17 protein-coding genes, 1 pseudogene and 2 other annotated features are annotated in these 22,204 nt (G+C 34.1%); all 18 genes and pseudogenes read right to left on the bottom strand.

The window, feature by feature from the left end; all coding sequences use genetic code 11:
* Window positions 1–38 precede the first annotated feature (38 nt).
* The 18 genes and pseudogenes from AC1Q8M_RS06905 to aspS all read right to left on the bottom strand — a co-directional run bounded on the left by AC1Q8M_RS06905 (window position 39) and on the right by aspS (window position 21,679).
* Window positions 39–1,379, bottom strand: coding sequence for a sodium-dependent transporter (locus AC1Q8M_RS06905; protein ID WP_023521821.1), 1,341 nt, complete (start codon window positions 1,377–1,379; stop codon window positions 39–41).
* Window positions 1,380–1,495: 116 nt separating this feature from the next.
* Window positions 1,496–1,744, bottom strand: a binding site (T-box leader).
* Window positions 1,745–2,489: 745 nt separating this feature from the next.
* Window positions 2,490–2,846 (bottom strand): Imm3 family immunity protein, encoded by a 357-nt coding sequence (locus AC1Q8M_RS06900; protein ID WP_000656074.1) that lies wholly within the window; start codon window positions 2,844–2,846, stop codon window positions 2,490–2,492.
* Window positions 2,847–2,873: 27 nt separating this feature from the next.
* Window positions 2,874–3,359, bottom strand: coding sequence for a deaminase domain-containing protein (locus AC1Q8M_RS06895; RefSeq protein ID WP_141526281.1), 486 nt, complete (start codon window positions 3,357–3,359; stop codon window positions 2,874–2,876).
* Between the two features lie 80 nt (window positions 3,360–3,439).
* Window positions 3,440–4,096 carry a hypothetical protein gene (locus AC1Q8M_RS06890; RefSeq protein WP_097996672.1) on the bottom strand — a complete coding sequence of 219 codons (657 nt, stop codon included), beginning with the start codon at window positions 4,094–4,096 and terminating at the stop codon, window positions 3,440–3,442.
* A gap of 23 nt (window positions 4,097–4,119) precedes the next feature.
* On the bottom strand, window positions 4,120–4,443 hold the full coding sequence (locus AC1Q8M_RS06885) for a DUF6572 domain-containing protein (RefSeq protein ID WP_000025254.1): 324 nt from the start codon (window positions 4,441–4,443) through the stop codon (window positions 4,120–4,122).
* A gap of 16 nt (window positions 4,444–4,459) precedes the next feature.
* Complete coding sequence (locus tag AC1Q8M_RS06880) at window positions 4,460–4,990, bottom strand: toxin (protein ID WP_255289738.1); 531 nt, start codon at window positions 4,988–4,990, stop codon at window positions 4,460–4,462.
* Window positions 4,967–5,275: pseudogene (locus tag AC1Q8M_RS06875) on the bottom strand (hypothetical protein); the annotation flags it as partial. The gene AC1Q8M_RS06880 and the pseudogene AC1Q8M_RS06875, both read right to left, overlap by 24 nt.
* Before the next feature lie 539 nt (window positions 5,276–5,814).
* On the bottom strand, window positions 5,815–6,144 hold the full coding sequence (locus tag AC1Q8M_RS06870; protein WP_002171737.1) for a hypothetical protein: 330 nt from the start codon (window positions 6,142–6,144) through the stop codon (window positions 5,815–5,817).
* Between the two features lie 14 nt (window positions 6,145–6,158).
* The gene (locus AC1Q8M_RS06865; RefSeq protein WP_098361431.1) at window positions 6,159–7,604 is read right to left on the bottom strand and encodes a WXG100 family type VII secretion target; all 1,446 of its coding nucleotides are present in this window, start codon (window positions 7,602–7,604) and stop codon (window positions 6,159–6,161) included.
* A gap of 56 nt (window positions 7,605–7,660) precedes the next feature.
* Window positions 7,661–8,098 (bottom strand): SseB family protein, encoded by a 438-nt coding sequence (locus AC1Q8M_RS06860; RefSeq protein ID WP_098361432.1) that lies wholly within the window; start codon window positions 8,096–8,098, stop codon window positions 7,661–7,663.
* A 71-nt stretch (window positions 8,099–8,169) separates the two neighbouring features.
* Entirely contained in the window at window positions 8,170–11,031 is a 2,862-nt protein-coding gene (locus AC1Q8M_RS06855) for a hypothetical protein (protein ID WP_492334126.1), read from the bottom strand.
* Between the two features lie 22 nt (window positions 11,032–11,053).
* Window positions 11,054–13,726 carry a tetratricopeptide repeat protein gene (locus tag AC1Q8M_RS06850; RefSeq protein ID WP_098855553.1) on the bottom strand — a complete coding sequence of 891 codons (2,673 nt, stop codon included), beginning with the start codon at window positions 13,724–13,726 and terminating at the stop codon, window positions 11,054–11,056.
* An 82-nt stretch (window positions 13,727–13,808) separates the two neighbouring features.
* Window positions 13,809–14,081, bottom strand: coding sequence for a WXG100 family type VII secretion target (locus tag AC1Q8M_RS06845; protein WP_053564631.1), 273 nt, complete (start codon window positions 14,079–14,081; stop codon window positions 13,809–13,811).
* A 127-nt stretch (window positions 14,082–14,208) separates the two neighbouring features.
* Complete coding sequence (essC, locus tag AC1Q8M_RS06840) at window positions 14,209–18,216, bottom strand: type VII secretion protein EssC (protein ID WP_140155656.1); 4,008 nt, start codon at window positions 18,214–18,216, stop codon at window positions 14,209–14,211.
* A 30-nt stretch (window positions 18,217–18,246) separates the two neighbouring features.
* Complete coding sequence (locus AC1Q8M_RS06835; protein WP_098855554.1) at window positions 18,247–18,609, bottom strand: ubiquitin family protein; 363 nt, start codon at window positions 18,607–18,609, stop codon at window positions 18,247–18,249.
* Window positions 18,610–18,634: 25 nt separating this feature from the next.
* Window positions 18,635–19,402 carry a hypothetical protein gene (locus AC1Q8M_RS06830; RefSeq protein ID WP_098255407.1) on the bottom strand — a complete coding sequence of 256 codons (768 nt, stop codon included), beginning with the start codon at window positions 19,400–19,402 and terminating at the stop codon, window positions 18,635–18,637.
* 11 nt (window positions 19,403–19,413) lie between these two features.
* Window positions 19,414–20,178 carry a vWA domain-containing protein gene (locus AC1Q8M_RS06825; protein ID WP_098855555.1) on the bottom strand — a complete coding sequence of 255 codons (765 nt, stop codon included), beginning with the start codon at window positions 20,176–20,178 and terminating at the stop codon, window positions 19,414–19,416.
* A 202-nt stretch (window positions 20,179–20,380) separates the two neighbouring features.
* Window positions 20,381–21,679, bottom strand: coding sequence for an aspartate--tRNA(Asn) ligase (gene aspS, locus AC1Q8M_RS06820; RefSeq protein ID WP_000377348.1), 1,299 nt, complete (start codon window positions 21,677–21,679; stop codon window positions 20,381–20,383).
* A gap of 105 nt (window positions 21,680–21,784) precedes the next feature.
* Window positions 21,785–21,998, bottom strand: a binding site (T-box leader).
* Window positions 21,999–22,204: the final 206 nt, after the last annotated feature.

Here is a 22,204-nt window from a genome sequence, read left to right as displayed (position 1 = left end):
CCATCTTCTTTTTTTACTGAATATTATAACATTTAATGTTAAATAATACCTATTACATTTAAGAAGACGATAATTATTGCAAGTGGTGCTACAAATCGAAGTAAAAATGCCCAACAAGTAAATACTTTCTTTCCATAATTTCCACCTACAAAAAACTCTGCTTCTAGTACCTTCTTCTCCATTTTGAATGAAACGAAAATACTAATAAATAGTGCACCAAGCGGCATTAATATATTACTAGATAAAAAGTCTACTGCATCAAAAATATTCTTTCCAAAAATCGTAATATCACTCCATACTCCAAATGATAACGCAGATGGTATACCTACTAAGAAAATACAGAAACCGATAATCCATGATAATTTCGTTCTTCTTTCTTGTTCACCATTTGCTAATGCTGAAACAACTGTCTCTAGCAGAGAAAATGCCGATGTTAATGTCGCAAATGTAAATAGTGCAAGAAATACTGTTAAGAAAAATCCACCGAATGGAATTTGACTAAATACAGATGGTAATACGATAAATAGTAATCCAGGTCCTTCTGTTGGCTCCATTCCTAATGAAAATACAGCCGGAAAAATAGCAAGACCCGCAAATAAAGAAACAAATAAATTCAATCCAACAATTGTTATTGCTGATTTTGGTAAACTTTCTTTTTTATTTAAATAGGAACTATAGGTAACCATAATTGAAATCCCGATACTAATCGCAAAGAATGATTGCCCCATTGCGAACAAAATACTTTCCGAAGTAATCTTTGAGAAATCTGGTTGTAAGAAAAACTTCACACCTTTCATTGCATCATCAAGTGTTAACGAACGAATAATAAGAGCGACAAATAAAACGAACAATGCTGGCAACATATATTTACTTGCTTTTTCAATTCCGTTTTGTACACCCTTTGATACAACCCATATCGTAATGAACATAAAAGCGAAATGTCCCATAATAGCCCAAGTGGGATTCCCAATTGTTTCAGTAAATAACGCACCGTAATTTTGTCCTGGAGTAATCAGTTGTCCAGTTATTCCTCTGAATAAATAAATTAATACCCATCCACCTACAACACTATAAAACGAAAGTAGTATAAAACACGTTCCAACGCCAAGGCGTCCGATCCAGTGCCATCCTGTATTTGGTGCGATGCTTTTAAATGCTCCAACTGCTTGTTTCTGCGTACTGCGTCCAATCATAAATTCAGCTATAAGTAGCGGTAGTCCAATTAAAACAGTAAATAATATAAAGATTAAAAAGAACGCTCCTCCCCCACTCTTCCCAGCGATATAAGGAAACTTCCATATCGCACCAAGTCCAATTGCTGATCCGGCTGCTGCCATTATAAAACCTAATTTCGAAGTCCATTGCTCCGTCTGTTTCATCTCATTTTCCTCCTAATTAAATCTTTTTATATAAATAAATAAATTTTATAAACCTATCCAAATAAACCCTCCATTTCTTTTTCCATATAATAAAAAAATGGCCTAGCATCTCTATATAAAGAGACGCTAAGCCATTTACTTAACGCGGTACCACCCTTATTGATTCCATCATGAATCCACCTTAGTAGTAATCGTTTGATTACAAACCTAATATCGAAGGTTAACCGTTAAGATTTACTAAGAATGTGATTCCGTTCCACCTTACTGCTCCTAGGCGAGTTCAGGATGTCATTTGACTATGTCGCACCAACCCATAGCTCTCTGTACAAATACATGACCTTACTACTCCTATTCAACACATTTTAATATTTAGAATATATTTTCTTTTGAAATTAATATGAAGTATATCGGTTATATTTGTAACTGTCAAGGTATCTATTAAAATTTGTTAAGAAAGCTTTTTTATTTTTCATTATCCATCATCATTATCATCACCGTGATTATTAGTATCATCTTCTTGATTATTGTCATCTTGTTGTTGCGAAGACTCTTTTTGCTTAATAATATTTTAACGTGACTTCACCTTTTATTATATGCATTCTTACATCACCCGTTAAAACGTACTTTACGATGACTTCAAAAAATAACACAACCTTTTATTTTTCCCTCTACTATCGTCGTATACTGTACATAGCCACTACAGCCTATAAAACAACAATAAAAATTTAACACTTAATGCACTTATAAAATTATAATGCTCTTTTAAATTTCTACGCTAAAACGCAAAAAAGCACTTGTTGCCTTTAATTAACAATCAAGTGCTTTAAGTTCATATGTTTTTAAGCAGCATAAATTTGTAAGTTTTGTAGTAACAATATGACACTTTTTATACTTCATAACAAATACTATATTAAAACTTACGAGTTTGTACGAGTTCGTTAGTTTAATATACATTCCATTTGTTTATATTCATCGCCCAATAAAATGTCATCTCGCCTAAGCTCGTACTTCTTTTCCTATTCTATCATTGCACATAATACTCTATGATGGTACAACCATCATGAAGTACTTACTTTCAAACACTTATTTCTTTTTCTAAAACACTAATCTTTATTCTGCTGAAGGATTATAATCAACCTCTACATTTTTTAGTCCTTCTATTACTTTATTTATTCTTCTCGATAAGTCTTTTATTTCTTCTAATGTTAATTCATCTCCTGCTTCTTGTGGATTAAACATGCTTAATCTCTTTGTTATACCTTCAATGCGCCCAACAAAAACTTTCTCATGGCCGATTGCAATTTCTCCAATAGCAGTATCAACAATAACATCTTCTATCTTACCTAAGTTATCAAATTCATCCGCTAGTTTTGCTATAGCATACCTATATCCCCTGTCTTCATCTAACAACTCTTCGTATGTCTCCTGAATCGCATCAAATAATTCATTATACTCCCAGTCTTTCATTAGTCTTCCCCTCCAAAAAAATTAAGTTTAAGGAATAATTCTATTACCATTGTTGTGTATGACTTCTAATTCAATATTTTTATATTTAGCAGCAAACTCTGCTATGACTTTACTGCAATTGTCGCAAGTATCCAATTCTGTAAATAACTTAATTTTCCCAGTAGCTTGTGTATTCTCTCCAAGCCTAGAAGCAATATCATTTAGTATTTTATACTCCGTATCTGTATTCCTTAAATAACTCTCTCCCTCTTTACCAACTGCTTCTGTAGCTTTAAACATTGGATTTTCAGGTTGTAAAGAAATATCAGGCACCTTATGCTCAAGATTTCCTTTGAGTTCATTTATGCTACTTTGAGCATAAAATTCAGATTTACTTATCCCACTGACATCCACTTCTGCAACAGCAAAATTACCAGATTTCTTATACCTACTTGTTAAATTCCCTCTTAGTTCTTTCACTCTATCAATTATATGCGCTTCTGTTACTGAATCTATTTGTCTCGTTGGATACACTTTTCCCGTACCCTTATTTAAAACCAAAAGCGATAATTGGATTACCAATTATCGCTTACTAAGTCAAACCATTTGATGTACTATAAAGTAACACGTATTTTATTATCTATGATAGTTCTAAAATTGGTGTAATTTCTCATCATGTTATTACCATATGCACTAACTGCTTCATTACCATACACCATACTTTCATAGTTATCTTTAAATTCTTTTTTTATTGACTCTTCCAAACTGTCATAGTATCTTTCGATAGCTTCCTCTGCCAATTCACGTGACCCGTGCTTTAATATAAAATTAATATCTACCATATAACCCTTTTGAGGATAAAAACCCCTTTCAACAACCTCTTTTACAAAGTTGTTCAAATCATTCGTGCACCTTTCTACAATTGGCATAAATACACTATTTAACCAATTGGTGAATTCGTTAACTGTCCGCTCCCACTCTTCCTCATTTGCTATGTTCCAATATAACTGATTGCTTGGTACATTGCACTGACGTGTATTAATATGAAATATTTTATCTTTAGATTTTAAAGGAAGAATTGCGCATTCACCATAAAATACTACATTTTTATCAGATATATTATTCCAACTTGTATAAAAGAATACCTTATAAATGAAATTTTTATCTTTTTTACTCATCCAATGACCCGACTTAGAATATTTCCAACCATTATCTAAATACTTTTCAGATATTAGATTACATACGCGCTCAAATGCTTTATTCGCTTTCATTTTACATCTCCAATTCAAACTACCTAAGATTCATATGTTTTAAACTCAATCCTCAAATCTTGAGTATTCTTCCTAAAAACCTCTAATAATTTATTACAATTTTCAGTCGGTTTATATTTAAATCTTAAATCAAATATAAAGCCATCTACTAACTTAGCATCCGGATATACACTATAGATTTGCCCACTTTCAATAAAAGATACATAGGCATTAATTTTATCTTGTAACAATGCTAAGTGCTGAAGTTCATTTTCCCAGTCTAAATGATCTGCAATCATTAATGCTAACTTATTTTCACCCATACTCTTGCCAATTCCATCTATCTTATTTTTGTCTAATATCGACACTTGTCTCTCACCTCATTTATTCATCAAAATAAGTTGTCCCCTCAGGACGAACAATTTGCGGTCGTGTTCCACTAGGCACTTCGTATCCCCCTGAAAAATCTCCCTTTCCTTCACCTACGACTGCCCCACCAGAATTCTTCAATTCAGGGAATCCCTTTTCTTGATTAGTAGTATATGGAGCAGTAGCGGAACTTTTATATTCTTGTATAATAACATTCCCATATTCATCAGAGGCAATTGCGTCAACTCTCACCTTGGTCCCTTCATGCGTAACAATGGTTATTTCTCGTTGAGCATTTTCATACTGCTGTGAAAATAGATTAAAACTTTCATCAGAAAATTCTTGCCCCTGCTCTTTAAGTGATGCCCATTTTTCACTTGCTTCTTTCCACTCCAGTGGCTCTTTAGGCGATTCACCATTCTTATATTTCCTTTCACAATATACATCATACTTCGTTTGCAACTCAGCATCTTTAAACCTACCGATATTATCAAGTAAATCAGAATTCCCTTTTCCAACTTTCCCCTTAACAACCTTACTCTCCATATACTGATAAGCCTCTTTCAGAGAATACTGTCCTCCTGAGACCTTTCCTACTCCAGCTATGGCGAAGCCTTTTCCCTCGCCTGGGATCCATTTGTACTCCAGTAATGTTTTTACTGCGTGCTGGATTTTTTCATTCCCCTGCAAGAAGGTTGTTTTTACGGTTGTGGTACCTTTGTTCCATAAACTTCCGATTTTATCGGCAAAGCCTTTTGCTGTCGAGGCTACAAAGTTTACAACCTTTTTTACTTTGTGGCTGGCTGTTTTTATACCATCGACGGATACTTTTTAGTGCCTATTTTTCAGTTTTTATAATTTTAATCTAATATAATATGAACTTTCTCTTTATTATTTATCATTTTTATACTGAGACGAAAAAAGCACTTGTTGCCTTTAATTGACAATCAAGTGCTTTAAGTTCATATGTTTTTAAGTAGCATAAATTTGTAAGTTTTATAGTAACAGTATGACACTTTTTATATGTCATGACAACTACTACGTTAAAACTAACGAGTTTGTACGAACTCGTTAGTTTAATATACATTCCATGTGTTTATATTCATAGCCATGTAAAATGTCATCTCGCCTAAGCTCGTACTTTGCTTTCTATTCTAGAATTGCACATAGTACTCCATGATGGTACAACCATCATGGAGTATGCACTTTTAAACCACTTATTCTTTTTCTTTCCACTACAAATATACTTTATCTTTATTCATCTACATATACGTTTATGCATGTTTATCTTCAACACCATAATTGCTATTATTTTCTTCACTATTCAATACATAAAGTTGATAATGTATATTTCAATACCCTAATCTATCTTAATCATCACCTAAAATTCTATCATCTAGCTTTTCTCTGTCTTCAGCAATTTGTTCATATGAACTAATAAGGTTACTTATATAATCAATTTGAACCTCTCGATTATCTTGAAACAAATGTACAGTAGCCCCCTTACTTATTAAAGCCTCCATTGTTTTTTTGAAGTCTTTTAATTCATCTGTATCAAAATAATCACATTCTAGTACCACATTATTATCTTCTATATTTCTTTTAATATCTTGAATACTTGCTCCATTATTCTGTCTGATAATCGATACATACTTTAATTTATTTGAATCATCATCAATTTTGAGTCTCATCTTCACCATAAATTCTTACCTCCTTAAAAGTCTTTAATTGGTATTATAGGCTCACCTGGAATACTATTCCTCCACTTTCTTCCATGCCATCCGTAAAAATGCTCACGAAAAGTTGCTGGATAGATTATTTCTCCCTTATCAGCGAGATGCGGATATTTTGCAGCACTATAACTATGATGCCCTACAATTGGTTTACCATCAAATTTAGGAGTTTTACCAGCAAGAATATCTTTTAACTGTTCTTGAGACCACTCTCGAGTAAGCGGTTCATTATTTAATATTCTTTGTTGTTCTTGGTACCAAAATTCTTTAACTCCTTTATCCCGTCTTTTAGCAAATTTCTTATTCCAGATGTAGTCTGCATACTCTTGTTTTGTAATAGTTCTATTATCAATCTTATCTCTTAATGCTTTCATTTTCTTAGAACTCATTTGCTTTGTCGTAGTTGGATGCTGATTTAAATCTAATCCTTTTGTTCTCTCTGCTATAATATCTCTTGCTTCTTTTACATGAGGAACATCAGAGATTTTCTTACTACCTTCACCCGTACCCTTAACAACCTTACTCTCCATATACTGATAAGCATCTTTCAGAGAATGCTGTCCCATCTCTCGGACCATTCCTACTCCAGGCATGACATAGGCTTTTCCCAAACCTGGGATCCATTTGTACTCCAGTAATGTTTTTACTGCGTGCTGGATCTTTTCATTCCCCTGCAAGAAGGTTGTTTTTACGGTTGTGGCGCCTTTGTTCCATAAGCTTCCGATTTTGTCGGCAAAGCCTTTGGCTGTGGAGGCTACAAAGTTTACACCCTCTTTTACTTTGTGGCTGGCTGTTTTTATGCCATCGACAGCTGCTTTTCCAGCTTTTCCGGCTACCATTGTTACGCCTTCGCCTAGCCCTTTTCCTGCTTTTACAATTGTCTTCCCGAAGCTAGAAGCGACATACTTTATTCCTTTTCCAGCAAGGCTCGCAACTTTCCCGACGGGAATAAAGTTTAAAAGGGTCCACCCTGCGGCGATGAGTCTTTCTTTTGTTGATAATTCTTCGCCTGTGATAGGGTCTTTACCAGTAACCGCTCGAATTGCATCATTAATTCCTATGAATTCAGCTGCTCCTTCTAATCCCTTTTGCCACCATGATTTTTCATGTTTCTCCTCTTTTTTAGGAGTTTCTTTCAATTTTCCGGTTTGTTTCTTTTGATATTCCTCATCTGCTTGACGAAACTTTTGAGCAATGCGCCGTAATTCTTTTTCTGTAACTTGTAAATTACGTATGTATGCTTCCATAAGTTTCGTCGATCTCATAAATTCCCCGTAAAAACGCTGACTTGTCGACCCTTGCCATTGCATTTGAATACTAAACATGGATTGATTGAGATTTTGTTGTATATTCTGGCTGTGTGTTTGCATCTCTGATATGTTTTTGGCAATTTGTTCGAGTTGTTCAGGTTTGACTTTAATCTCCAAACCTTCTCCCACCTTCCTCTATTTTATACCAAAAAGAAATAGAACTGCATTAATTTTTACTTATTCTCTTTAGAGAAAACATCAAAAATACTGTTATCACAAATCGCTTCAATTTCTTCCTTTACAAATAATTTTTGAAATTTTGTTCCTGGGTTCAATATGACATTTGCCTCTAAATCTATTGTTTTTAATAATTCAACTGCATTCATAGAGACATACGGACATTCTTCTGGAATAACCATTTCTAGATGCTTTAAATCCGAATACAGTGGTAACATTAATCCTTCTTCTATTTCAAAATAATGAATTTGTAATTGTGTATTATTAGTAGAAATCAAATTTCCTTCTTCATCTACACTTGTATTCCCTTCGACAGAAGCAACAACGAATAAATTTGATTTCTGTAATATTTCATAAAAATAGCCTCTTTTTTCTTCATTTTGCAACGCTTCCACTAATGCCTCATCTAATGGACTAATTTCTAGTAAACTCATTAACTTTCACTCCTTATTTGGAATAAAGTTCGCCATCTTACTTGAGATAAGATGGCGAACTTATTATCTACTTATTTTTGAGCATCCATAGCTTTTACTTTTTCTAAATTCTCCATTGCTTTTTGGCGCAATTCTCCATCAATCGTTGTTGCATATTGTGGTCGAGTTAAAAACTCAAAACATTTATATGCATTATTGTTGTCATTTTTGTCTAAATACCCTTTACCTGTTTGTAACATTTTTTCAGAGACAACTTTCATAAATTCTTTTGCAGGTGCCTGCTGATATCCTAAGTTCATCGCTTGATGAGTTAGCTCAACTACTGATGCTAAATCTTCAATAGTGTTTATACGAGTAGCCTTTTTATTAGCAGCATCAAATGTACTTAAATATTCAATGGCAACTTTTGCTTTATCTTTCACTCCAGTCATTTCAATCCCCGGTGTTTTATAAAGAATTTGATAGATTTCTAAAGCTGATAGGTAATTACTCTTTTCAATTTTTTCCCCTTCTTTTAATACGCGATTTGCGACATCCGAAAATCCTTTTTTATCATTAACCCCACGATAGGAAGCTTGTCCATAATAGTGTAAAGCTTCGTAAAGCTTTCCGTTCTGATTCGCTTTTGTATTTGCTACTTCTATTAGTTGGATTCCCTCCATCTTTTTCGACGCATTGTCAATAACACTCATACCAACGATTTTTTCAATTGTTTTATCGATATCTTTCAACTGTGCCAATAATGTATACGATGGAAGTACAGTTTTCTCAGCCTTTTCTTGCCAATCTGGTGTTCCATTGATTTGCTCCCATTCGACTTCTGTTTTTTCCCATAGTTTATTTGCATAATTCACCATTTCTTCTCTGGAGCGCTCCAATGGATGGTTTGTGCGAATTGCATTGGCAATATTCAATACAGCTGTATAATATTCTCCTTTATTTGCAGCCTCATTTGCTTTTCTTTCAAACATAAGTGGCATTAACATTTTATTTGCTTCATCTCGAACAGATTGTTCTACCCTTGCCGTACTTGCTAATAGGTTTGCTTTCTTTAAGGCATCTTCCACTGAAAGTTCAGGGTCTTTCATCTGTCCCCTAAGCCCATCTACCGCTATACTAAATTGCTGATTTAATTTTTCTTTTTGCTGGTCTTTTGCGACATCAATCCATTGATTTGCTAATAGTAAAGCATTTTCATAGTTTAGACTTTCAGGGGTTAAATATGTTTCAATTTTCTCAATCGCTTGATTGATCGGATTTGGTTTTTCTGGTTTTTCTGGTTTCATTTGACCATCTGCATCATTGCTATTTGTTTCTTTATGATTTACTTCTTTCGTATTTTCTTTGTTGTTTTTATTAGCTTCAATTAATTGATCTTTTTGCTCTTTCTCACTAGCTATTTCTGACACCCCAGTTTTATTCGTATTATCTTCTTTAACAACCACTTGTCCTCCATTACTGCTAGTTACAGTTTCTTTTTCTGGACTTACGTTTTCTTTTGCATCATTTTTAGATGTCACTACTGGTGTTTCAATGTTAATATTTTTTAATTCTTCTTGTAATAGTTTGTAGAAAATCTTTTCTACACGTTGATTTGCAGCCTCTACTAATTTAGGATCCACACTTTCAAGCACCGAAGTAACTAAGTAATATTTACTTAAAGATTGTTCTAAAGAAACTATATCATTTGGGTTATTTAACCAAATATTCTCCTCTTGTACAGCCTTATCGTATACTAACTTTGCAACAGATTGAATATACTCTTTCTTATTTTCATTTAAATATGCTTGTAACTCTTGTTGTGTTTTATCCTTTTTCTTAAGTGTATTCATTTGGTTACGTAAATAAAATAATTCACTTTGATTCGAATAATTCTCCTTATTAGCTAAAATTTCTCCCAAATTGTCCAATGTTAATCTATGATCAGCAATTGTCTTTGCATTTGAAGATGTATTCAATTGAGATATAAGTGTTAACTCTTTATTTTCCTTGGAATATTCAGCCCTATTATTCAATGTATCAGAACTTTGTCCTTTATCATAATAATCATTGAAAAATACCGACGAGTACCTTTCTCCATTCCCAGCATACCACTCCACCAAAATATCTCCAGTTATTGGGGATACAGTAATTTGATCGTGTGGAACTGGCGGTTTTGGTTTTTCTGGTTCTTTGTCATCACCTGGTTTTGGCTTCTCTGGTTCTTTATCATCACCTGGTTTTGGCTTCTCTGGTTCTTTATCATCACCTGGTTTTGGTTTCTCTGGTTCTTTATCATCACCTGGTTTTGGTTTCTCTGGTTCTTTATCATCACCCGGTTTTGGTTTCTCTGGTTCTTTATCATCACCCGGTTTTGGTTTCTCTGGTTCTTTATCATCACCTGGTTTTGGCTTCTCTGGTTCTTTATCATCACCCGGTTTTGGTTTCTCTGGTTCTTTATCGCCACCTGGCGTCTTTCCATCGCCCGGTGTTTTCCCCGTATCCACCAAACTATCCGGCAAATTTTTACTCGGCTCCACCACAGGACCACCCATATTAGTTGGCAGTTCCGGCTTTTGTGGCATTGGTGCGTCTGACAATTTAATCTGTGGATCTTTCTTTTCCACCGACACATCATCTGGCTTATACGTCACTGGTGTAATCGGTGATTTATTATTTCCGATTAAGTCTGCTAAATTAATGTTTGGTTTTTCTCCAGGTTTGTCATCTTTTTTTGCAGGATCAGCAACTAAATTTGGGAACATAGACTGTAAATTACCTCCTGTAATACGGTCATCTTTTTTCTCTTCTGTATTACTTGCTAGTTTTACCGTTTCTCTTCCTGCTGTACTAAAGCCTTTGTCATAAACAAGATATCCTGACGTTCCAAATAAAGCCACCGACATTACTGATATAGCAACTTTTTTTCCTAGATTGTTGTTGTTTTCTTCCATGTTTCTTCCCCTTTTCACATCTTTATTGAATCCAGCCGTTTGTTTTCATCTCTGTTAGTTTTTCTTGTGCTGCTCTTACTTCAGTTTCATTTTCATTTGCTTGTACCGTTTTTCTTAAGAAACGACTCGCTTCTTCATATTTTTTTTGTTTAATTTTAAACATCCCGAATGCAAAATTCACATGCGGATCTTCATCATTTTGTGAATATGCTTCCGTGAAAAATTTCTCTGCTTCATTTCCTTGTCCCACTTTGTCGTATAAAATCCCTATATTCACAAGCGTATTTGTGTCACGAGTCCCGTTGTTAACAACTCTATTGTAAGCCTCTAACGCTTGTTGATACGCCGCATTACTTTTTCCGCCATCTCGTGTTTCATAAAATTGACCAGCTTCATAATATACAATTCCTAATTGATTTAGTAACTCTATATTTTTCGTATCTTTTTGAATTGCAGCTTGTAATACTTGCGATGCTTGTTGATAATTCACTTCTTTTTTTGCACTATCAATTAAATTTGTTTTATTCCAAAGTACATATAAATTCGAAAGTTCAATTGCATATATAGCATTCTTTGAATCTTCCATAATGGCTTCCTTAAAGAAAGATTCTGCTTTATCTAATTGCACAATTGCAGTTGCTAGTTGTCCTTTTAAATATGAAACAATTGCCTTATCTTCATTTGTTTTCGTACTCATTTTGACAATAACATCTTCTGCTTTTTCAAATTCTTTCATTTTCATATGACTTACAGCTAAATCTCGCATCGCATCTTTTTTATATGGTTCAATTCCTTTTGCATTATTCGCTAATGCTTGTTCGAAATTCGGAACTGCTTCTTGATATTTTCCTATACGGAAATTCGCTGAAGCTAATAGATATGCTGCTTCATTATTTTCTTTATCTATTTCTCTATCTTTTATTAATTTTGTAAGGTAGTCGATTGCAATTTTATTTTTCCCTTCAGCAATGTAAATCGTTGCTAGCTGAAGATGAGCTTCATCTTTTCCTTTCACTGCGATCGCATGACCAACAGCTTCTTCTGCTTTTATATATTTTTTATCATGATAGGCTTGGCGTGCTTGTCCCATAAATTTTTGGTATTTAGCATTTGTTGTATAAAAGTAAAATAGTGTTGAACCACCTATAACAACTACTACAATTGAGCCAATAATCAAAACCCGTTTTTTATTCTTGTTCCACCATATTGAGAAGGCGGACGGTTCTTTTTGTTCATGCGTTAATGTAAGAGGTTGATTCGATGCTTTTGCATTTAAAATTTCATCATCTATATCATATTCAACTTGTTTTTTTGTTTGTTTACGGCTCTGTAAAATGCTATTTGGAACTGTGATTGTAGCTGCTATTTCTGGCATTGGTGGCTCTTTTTCTTCTTTTATCTCTTTAATAATGCTTTCAATTTCCTTTTTTAACGCATGATCAATGTTTGGAAATTGTACGATTCGTGAATAGACGAAACAAGCATATTCTTTATTATTTTCTCGCTCCAATTCAGTAGCTAGTTCCACATAACTTTGCAGCACTTTTTTTTGATTTATTTCAGATTCTTGATTATCTAGTAGTTGAATAATATATGCGAGTTCTTGTTTTAGAGCTGTTGATGGATTGAGTGAATTAAAAATTGTTTTATATTCATATAATGCCGCTTGTTTAAATCCTCTCTCTTCTAATAATCTTGCAATTTCCAAACATTTCGATACAAAAAGAGAGTGTTCTTCTTCTGACTGCCTTTTTGCATCAATTTTTACTATTTCTCTTGCACTATGAAATACATCGTACCATTGTGCAAAGCTTGGACATTCTGCGAAAGTGTTACTATTCCATGCTTGATTAAATAACTGTGCGATTTCCCCATTCCATTGATTATGCAATTCTTGCTGAAGTAACGTATATCTTTCACATTCCGTCTGCATTTCTTCCGTTTTAAAGTAACTGGCATCCGTCCATTTGTTATTTCGAATTTCCTCACTACACCAACTTAATACTTCACCTAATAAAATGGCGCCAGCAAAACGGTCGGCTTCTTTTTGCCATATCCCATTTTCCAAATACACTGGTGCATAACCCGCTGAACCTGCTGGCAATAATGAAGGTCTTTTACTTTTTGGTCCATACATTTGCTCAACATCAACAAGTTCAATATAATGTTGGCCTTCAATTGGATTTTCACTTAAAAAAGGTATGAGTACATTACTGGATGATAGATCATTATGAGCAACCTCATTTTCCTCCATCATTTTAAGTGTTGTAAGAAATGCTTCTGCAATAAAGAAACATTGTTCTTTTGATAACACTCGTTGTTCTTGTAAAATATCAGCCCAAGTTGGCCCTTCAATCCAAGGCATTACAATACTATTAGCAAGATCTTCTGATTTTTCGATAGCAGATGTATGTTCTTCTGTAGTAACGATATAGCGTGAGCATACTTTAAGACCAGCTAAGGATGAAAGTGGCTTTAAAAATGCTAGTTGATGTTTTTCATCACGATAGCGCTCTTTAAAAACTTTTAACGCAATTCGTTCCACACCATTTTCATGTTGTAATTGATAAACTGTTCCTTGTCTTCCCTCTTGCCCATATGGCATTTCAATCCCAATAACTGCTGGATGTTTCTCAAAACGATAAACATCTTTATTAAAAATAATTTTTTCTCCTACTTCTGGTCGGAATCCCATTTTATCCCCTTACTCTCATATGACAATTTTTAAAGAAAAGACCAGGAACAACAGCTCCTGGTCTTTTGCAATTGTTCTATTATTAATATGCGTTATCTGTGTTACGGAATTTATCAGAAATACGTTTTAATTCTGATGAAATACCTTCTAAAATTGGAATGTATTGTTGCATCGCTTGTTTAGATTGAGCAAATTCGCCTCGGAACTTCGCTTGTGTTGCCCCAGCCCATTGTCCTTCTAAACTATTAATGTCGCCTTCAAGTCTATTAATTTGGTTTTGAGCTTCCCCAGCTGCGTTTGTAAAGTTACTAGCAATTCGCTCAAGTTCTTCTGGTGTAATTTTAATTTCTGCCATTGTATATATTTCCCCTTTCAATTCTTAAATGATACAACAATTAGATTATAAACTATATTCGAACAATTTTAAAAGGGGTAAATTACAAAAAAATTCTATTTTCTTGTAATTTAACCCTTTTTTAATATTATTTAACCTTTAATTCTGACCATTTCACAATAATTTTATTTGTCATTTTGTAAAGTAAATGTGGTGGTGTATATGCACATTTTATTTTCATTGGCTTTCTACGTATACAATATCCATCCCCACTAGATAATTCTCGATCCATCTCAGTATGTGGAAGCTTTATATTAAAGAAATAGACATCACTATTTTGAGTCGTACCTAATAAATAACCAAAACTTCTCTTTCTAATTTCTGTAAACCATTTTTCATGAGAATAGCTATTTACACTAGACGTTGTAGCGGCCACAACAAAATGAATCCCTTTATTTTTACAATTTTGAACTATTTGTTCCATTTTATTTTTCGAATCAAAGTCGTTAGATAATATCGCTAACATTTGATCAATATCATCAATTGCAATAATTATTTTCTTATATGGCATTTCCACTTCTTCTTTTGAATCTAAAGATGGCATAACTACTTTTCTATTATTTATTACTTCTAGCAAATCATCTAACATTTCTTTTAATTGTATACCATCTGTAAACCTCTTCTCTACATGAGGCAAATCTCCAAGAGCTAAAATACCTGTAGGTCTTTCACCAAAATCTACTAAGTATAATTCGACTTCATCCGGAGAATATTGATAAGCAGTAGAGAACAGAAGTGTTTGTAATAATGATGTTTTCCCACCTTCTATTCTTCCACCGATAAATATATGATTCATTTCGTCCAATGAAAAACTTTGTAAACGAATATCGTCTGTTTCAACTCCTGCAGAAATTTGAGCTGGTTTTAATCGCTCAACTAAATCTTCTACAAATATTTCTTTAGGAACCATTGGAATCTCTCTTGCTTTTTCACCATTCCATTCACTGCTCATTGTTTGAATAATCGTTTTTAACTGCTGTGAATATTCTAATTCACTTTCACCAATAAACGGCAATGCTGCTTGGAACAATTCAGGCGGTTGTCCTTTCATTAACCCACGACCAGCAGGAACTTCGATTAATGGGAAATTAGGTCTACCAACTAAACTATGATATTCAGTTCTATCTTGCAATTCAAATGTAATTGCCATCGGTATATTATTACGAACACGATCAAACATATCAATTGTTTGATTAAGCGAGAAATAAAAGTACACGCCGTATGTGCTTGATTCTCGTAATAACATTTCCAATATTTCATTCTCTTTTTCGAATTCATTTTTAAATCTTATATAACCATCTACCATTACAACAATAGCAGGAACTTTCTTTCCGACCATTCGATTATACATAGAAAATGACTTTGCGCCGATGTTAGAAAAACTCTCTTTTCTTTCTGTAATTTCTTTCTTCAAAAAACCAAATAAACGTTTCATTTTTTCATATTCGTCCTCTTGTACAATCCCGCCTACATGAGGTAAATCTCTAAAATCTAAAAACATACGTCCAAAATCAATAATATAAAAATTCACTTCAGCTGGTGTATGAGATACTGCTAGGGACATAATGATCGTTTGTAACATCGTTGTTTTTCCTGTTCCTGGCATACCATATATATTTAAATGGCCTTCTTGTAAATCGAGCTTTAAAGGATACTGCGCTTGATTTCCGACATCATCAATTAATCCAACCGTAATTTGTAAATTTTCTTTCTCCTTATTCCATACATCAGCAGTCCAATTTTCCATTTCATAAAACTCTTTTAATAATAATTTTTCTGGTAAAGGTGCCAACCACGGCCCTGGCAATGCTTTAATATTTTCTTTCTCCGATACGTTCTGTATATAGTGAATAAACGCTTGTAATTGCTTTGGACTATTTGTCATTGGTTTTGGGCGCTTTTTCACTTTTATTCTTTCACCCGAAAGCTTAACTTCTGTAAAATCAACAACAGCAAGAACTTTCTCTTCATCTGGATTATAAGGTGCTCCACTCCATGCAGATTGGAACAATTCCAATATTTCATTACTTCCAACCTGTAAATAACCTCTTCCCGGTACATTAATTTTAGAGGCATCTGGAATTTTTAACATTTCACGACTATCGGCGTCATCTTGTACACGTAAACAAATTCGAAAACGTGAGTTACTCCAAATCTTATCATTTACAACCCCTGAAGGTTTTTGTGTAGCTAATAATAAGTGAACTCCTAATGTCCTTCCTATTGCAGCAACACTAATTAGTTCGTCCATAAATTCTGGTTGTTCCTTTTTCATTTGAGCAAACTCATCAATGACAATAAATAAATGTGGCAAAGGTTCTTTTTCACGCCAGCTTGTTTCATAATATTCATCTAAATGTTGAACATTTCCAGCCTGAATAAACAATTTTTGTCTTCTCTCTAATTCCGCCTTTAATGATATTCTTGCACGCTCGATTAAGTTCGGATCTTCTAAGTTTGTAATAGATGCGATAATATGTGGTAATCCTGCAAACGTGTTTGACATTCCGCCACCCTTATAATCGATAAGCATAAATGCCATCTCATGAGGATGATAGGTAGCCGCTAACGCTGCTATAATAGACTGGATCACTTCACTTTTCCCTGAACCTGTTGTACCAGCCATTAAACCATGCGGACCATGTCCTTTCTTCTCAATTTTATCGTGAATATTTAGAAACACAGGTTTACTTCCTTCTCTTACACCTATTGGAACCGGCAATGAAGTCGGATATCGATTTTTATTCCATCTCTCTAGCACCTGTAACTCTTCCATTTTTTTCACTTGGAACAAATCTAAAAAAGTTAATACTTTCGGTATGTTAGCCGCTGTAGAACTTTTCATTCGAATAGGAGCAATACTTCGCGCACCTGATTCGCATCGTTCAAATGAAAGTCGATCTACTTTAAAACTAGCACGCGTTGTCCCGCTATTTTCAGCTGAGCTTGAAAATGTTTCTACTAACTCACCATTTTCTCCGTTTAAGCTAATAACAAGATCACATTCCATCGGCAATCGTTCTCTCTGTTCTGCAAATATAAATGTAGATGCTCCGACACTTTCCCCTTCTCTAAGTAACATTGGAAGTATAGGATCATCTTCTAAAAATTCTCTCGCGGATAAGAAAAAAACATACATTGGGATTAAAGGTATTTTCGCATCTACCTGTGCAGAGGAATTATAAATTCTACGCATATTAAGTGGTGTGAACAACGCTTCAGCTAATTTCTGCGCTTCTTGTTGATTCTCAGATAAAAAACGCATGCTTCTCTGCTCATCCCACACATGAGGAATCCACCTCATCCAATCCCATTCTTTCTTCTCCTTCTCATGATAGAAGGCTGCTATTTTCACTTCATTTGGAGCGTGATGTGTCATAATTTGCGTCGTTACAATTCGAGTGAAGTTCAATCGATCTTCTTTATTGCCAACCACACCAATTACATCATTTTTTTTCAATGATATTGAAATATGCCCATTAGGGATTGTATTAAAATCTCTTTTCACATTTTGTGCTTCTGTGATTAATGGATTTTCCTCATAACCTTGCTGTTCAGGCACTTTCAATTCAACATAAAATGGTCTCTCACCTGTTCCAATACGGATATCTAAAAAGTCTGGGCTTTCAGGTGTTCGCTCCCATAAATTACTTTCTCGATTTTCAATTCTTTGTACACTCTTTAGTGGACTTGGATTTTGTGTTATTAAATATTTCGCTTGTTCAACCTTTAACGTATCTAACTCCACTCGATGCTTTTGAATTTGCTCCAAATATCTTTGTTGTAACTGCTCCACCATTTGCCTATGTTCTTTCTTTTTACGGAAATGCCCCATCGTTGTAATTGCATACGATCCTAACATTGGAATACTCGAAACCATCATAAGTGGCATATAACTTGCATTCATCTTCATAAATTTCATCATCACAAAATACAATATCAATGTTAAAATTGTCATCATCGCTGGTAATAACATTGTTTCAATAGAAAATTTAGGTTCTTCTGGTATATTTGGCGGATCATGAATAATAACATCCCCTGTTGGTATATCTACTTTCACACGCGGAGAGCGCTGAAAATATGGTGATTTTTGCACAAAGCATTTCTCCTTCCCCATTCAAAACTATTACTCAATGATTTCCCATACATAATCTTCTTCACTAGAAGATATACCTTGTTTAACAGGTTCATTATTAACTTCTTCTGCCGGTAACATTTCAAAAGAAGGGATAATCGCCCCTTTTTTATTTAGCATTACATATTGTCCATCCCAAACATCATTATCTCTCAAAGTCTCGTCATTTCGAATAGAATGCCACTCTTCTTTATCCTTTGTCACTCTAATTTCGTAAATTTCACTTAATGTTTCATCTATTTTTTCGTGATGTAAAATTGCTTCAATAATTTGTATTACTTTCACATCATTTGGGATCGCAATATCTATTTCTTCATTTGATTGTTTTATGTACGTCACAATAATCTCTTCCACGTATATTCACCTTTCCGTTGTATTCTTACCAAGAAATATCTAAAAACGAAATATCATCGCTCGTCGGTGAGCACTGTGCCCTCTCGATTTTTTGTAAGACTTCCTCAAAGTTATACTGCATAAGCGACATAAGTCCATCTGAATGAATTACAATTCTATTTACTTCTTCTCTAGATAACTTCTTTGAAAAAACATCCAATTCACCACCAATAATACCATGATGTGTAGACCATCTTTTCCCTACACTTCTCTCAAAATTCAATTCATTTAAGCACTTTTTCTGATTTTGGAACAATTGTACAAAAGAATCGCCATGTGTAACTATCGTTACATCTACTTCGTCTTGATTTGGAATGAGCTCTATTTTCCCAGCAATGAACATAGCTTCACTACCTTTTCTCCTCTTTTCTTCCAAAACATCGAGAAGTAACCATGGTGTTTCTTCTGGCAATTGAAATACCCTCACTTCCTCTGCTGCTTCTTCTTTCCACTTTTCCAACTCTTCATTTAATAGAATAGAAATATTCTTTTCCTTCAATGTTTCAAATAAATTTAATAATTTCATACCAAGAAATTTCGCAGCGATTTCACCATGAAAAGACATTCCTACACCATCACATAATGCAAAGGTAATACTAGTCCCATTATCTTGAAATATAAGAAAATCTTGTCCACTCTCATTTAAGTCTTGCGTTTCTTTAGCTCTTACGTAACTATATCGATATGTAAAATGTTCACCTTTCTTCTCTTGTAATACTGTTTCTTTTTCTTGCGACAGGATATACTTCACTATTTTTCTCCCTCCTATCGAACCGGCGTTGCAGCAGACATTTGAAATCCAAGTGATACTAAATCTGCATTTGTACCTGGAAACATCATCACTGCACCATCCCCAATATGAAAACCATACTCAGTCATCATCTCACGATAACTTTGAGGGATAGGAGAGGAAAGTCGTTGCAACTTTGCACCATATTCATCCGTAATTTCTGTATGTGGCATAATCCCTTCCCACTTCTTTATACTAGTAATTTGTTCTTGCATAATTTCATCCGAAATAAAGATATTTTCAATTAGTACATTTCCATCAGGTACAGACATATTCATAATTCTTCGCACAATTGATTCTGGATCTTCGCCAGTTGAAGCACCATCTGTCATATGACAAACAACAGGAGCTGGCCCGTCTTGTAAATTCGGTAATTCCTTTTGCAATAACTTCTCCACTACAGAGAAAGCCTTTGCTGTATCAGTTAAGCGATGCGTTTGAATTTTTTCTAGTGGACGTAGTCTTGCTACCTCATCTATTGTTTTCACCCCACCCAAAAGATCAAAAACTTGATCGCTATAAGCTAAAATAGATAACTTATATCTTGGAAGCAATCGACTACCTTTTGTCGAACGAAATACCATTTGGCGAATCGCTAAAGAAAGAGCATCCGTTACAATGTCAATTCTCCTTTTTTCTTCTCCCTCTACATCCATCATTTGATTCATTGATGCGCTTACATCAAGAAGATAGATTATATAAGCTGGTGTTTGTTGTGTTGCTTGAGTTTGATATAACATGTTTCATACCCTTCCATACATTATTATATGAACTTTTTTTATATTCACATTTCATTATAACTTATGAATTTTCTTTTTCTCAATTTATTATAAAATGTTCTCGATATAATTTACATATTTTCACACAAAATGACATTTTTCTTCTCTTTAACTTATGTTTAAATATACAAAACCCTTCTATATTCATAGAAGGGTTTTAATATTATGGTATAAGACGAGTACAATCTCTCGGAAAAGCACTCGCCTCTCGTACATTTGTTAATTCTAATAGTTTATATACAATCCTTTCTAACCCAATTCCGAAACCTCCATGCGGAGGACAACCGTATCGGAATGTATTTAAATAAGATTGAAATTTCTCTGGGTGTAATCCTTTTTCTTTAAACGAAGCGAGTAACATTTCATAATTATGAATTCGCTGTGCCCCTGACGTTATTTCTAACCCTTTATATAATAAGTCGAATGAATCAGTAATAGCTGGATTCTCTTTATTTTGCATCGTATACATCGGTCTCGCTTCTTTCGGATAATGTGTAATGAAAACAAATTCACTATTATATGTTTCCTTTACATATTTCCCTAGTAACTTTTCACCTTCTGTATCTAAATCCCCTACAGGAGATTCTTTACGATACTTACTTTTCAAAATTTCTTGTGCTTCTAACAATGTAATTTTAGGTATTTCAGTAATAACAGGTACTTCTATTTGTAATAGTTGTAGTTCTAGTTCACATTTTTTTGCTACTTGTTGAAACATATATTGTAAAACATCCGTTTCTAGTTGCATCACTTCATAAAAATCATGAATAAAACCAAGTTCTACGTCTAACGATATATATTCATTCAAATGACGGGAAGAATTATGATGTTCCGCTCTATATACAGGTGCAATTTCAAAAACACGTTCTAGTCCCCCAGCCACCATCATTTGCTTATAGAACTGTGGTGATTGTGCTAAATAAGCTTCTTTTTGGAAGTATGGAAGCTTAAAAACATTTGCTCCTCCTTCTGCCCCTTGCGAAACAATTTTCGGAGTAAATATACGTATGAAATCGTTCTCTATAAGAAATTCACTAAAGCTCTGAACGAGTGTAGATTTCACTTTAAAAATCGCTGCGGTTCGCTCATGTCTTAATGAGAGTACCCGCTCATTAAGTAGTTGATCTAAGCCAACTTGTAACTTCTTTTTATTTATTTCAAATGGAAGTGGTTCTGCACCGTTTATTACTTTCACTTCATGAGCAAGTACTTCAACACCCAATTCTGTTTTCGACGTCTCGACTATTTCACCAATTACATGAACAACACTTTCTACATCAACTTTATATCCGGCCAATTCATTTTCTAATACACATTGAATTACTCCTGTTCTGTCCCGTAATAATAAAAAACTAACATTTCCAAGGTGCCGAATTTTTTTTACCCATCCTTGAAGTAATACAACCTTTCCACTTTGCTTTGTACATTCTTTTGTGAGTGAACGCTTCATTATTGAATCCATTATTTTTCCCTCCAGTAATTTTATATTTATTTACGTTATTGTTGTCATCGTCATCATCCACGGTCACTCACCCCCTTTCAAAGAATACAAAAATCCGCCCCTATAAATAGGGACGGATTTTTTTCCGCGGTACCACCCAAATTGTCATACTGACCATCTTAGCCCTGATAACGGTAGGTACCGTTTGCTTTTACTAATAATCACGTTCAAAGCAACACTCACAGGTGTCTTTCCATCATGCGGTATCGCAACCTTCCCAGCAACCGGCTGCTCTCTGTAGACCTTTGCACCATGTACTTTTCCTAATCATCACTTTTTATATTTACAGAGTATTCTAACTCCTTGCTTTATAAAATGCAAGCCTTTTTTGAAACATTCTGATTTTCTAACTCCTAAATTCTTCTAAAGTGTGAAAAGTTAATTTTGTAATACATATTCTTATGTATCAAATTCGAAATTACACCTCTAACATTTTTCCATTTTTTACATAAAACCCAATTCATTTACGCATATTAATAAAAAATT

The sequence above is a fragment of the Bacillus sp. GW823-FHT06A10 genome (assembly GCF_058795375.1).
This window is presented reverse-complemented; position numbering and strand designations above follow the sequence as displayed.

What these genes read in the sequence shown, in the direction of transcription:
- AC1Q8M_RS06905 (WP_023521821.1), bottom strand. Translation starts at nt 1,379, where the DNA reads ATGAAACAGACGGAGCAATGGACTTCGAAATTAGGTTTTATAATGGCA.
- AC1Q8M_RS06900 (WP_000656074.1), bottom strand. Translation starts at nt 2,846, where the DNA reads ATGAAAGACTGGGAGTATAATGAATTATTTGATGCGATTCAGGAGACA.
- AC1Q8M_RS06890 (WP_097996672.1), bottom strand. Translation starts at nt 4,096, where the DNA reads ATGAAAGCGAATAAAGCATTTGAGCGCGTATGTAATCTAATATCTGAA.
- AC1Q8M_RS06880 (WP_255289738.1), bottom strand. Translation starts at nt 4,990, where the DNA reads ATGGAGAGTAAGGTTGTTAAGGGGAAAGTTGGAAAAGGGAATTCTGAT.
- AC1Q8M_RS06870 (WP_002171737.1), bottom strand. Translation starts at nt 6,144, where the DNA reads ATGGTGAAGATGAGACTCAAAATTGATGATGATTCAAATAAATTAAAG.
- AC1Q8M_RS06860 (WP_098361432.1), bottom strand. Translation starts at nt 8,098, where the DNA reads ATGAGTTTACTAGAAATTAGTCCATTAGATGAGGCATTAGTGGAAGCG.
- AC1Q8M_RS06855 (WP_492334126.1), bottom strand. Translation starts at nt 11,031, where the DNA reads ATGGAAGAAAACAACAACAATCTAGGAAAAAAAGTTGCTATATCAGTA.
- AC1Q8M_RS06850 (WP_098855553.1), bottom strand. Translation starts at nt 13,726, where the DNA reads ATGGGATTCCGACCAGAAGTAGGAGAAAAAATTATTTTTAATAAAGAT.
- AC1Q8M_RS06845 (WP_053564631.1), bottom strand. Translation starts at nt 14,081, where the DNA reads ATGGCAGAAATTAAAATTACACCAGAAGAACTTGAGCGAATTGCTAGT.
- AC1Q8M_RS06825 (WP_098855555.1), bottom strand. Translation starts at nt 20,178, where the DNA reads ATGTTATATCAAACTCAAGCAACACAACAAACACCAGCTTATATAATC.
- aspS (WP_000377348.1), bottom strand. Translation starts at nt 21,679, where the DNA reads ATGGATTCAATAATGAAGCGTTCACTCACAAAAGAATGTACAAAGCAA.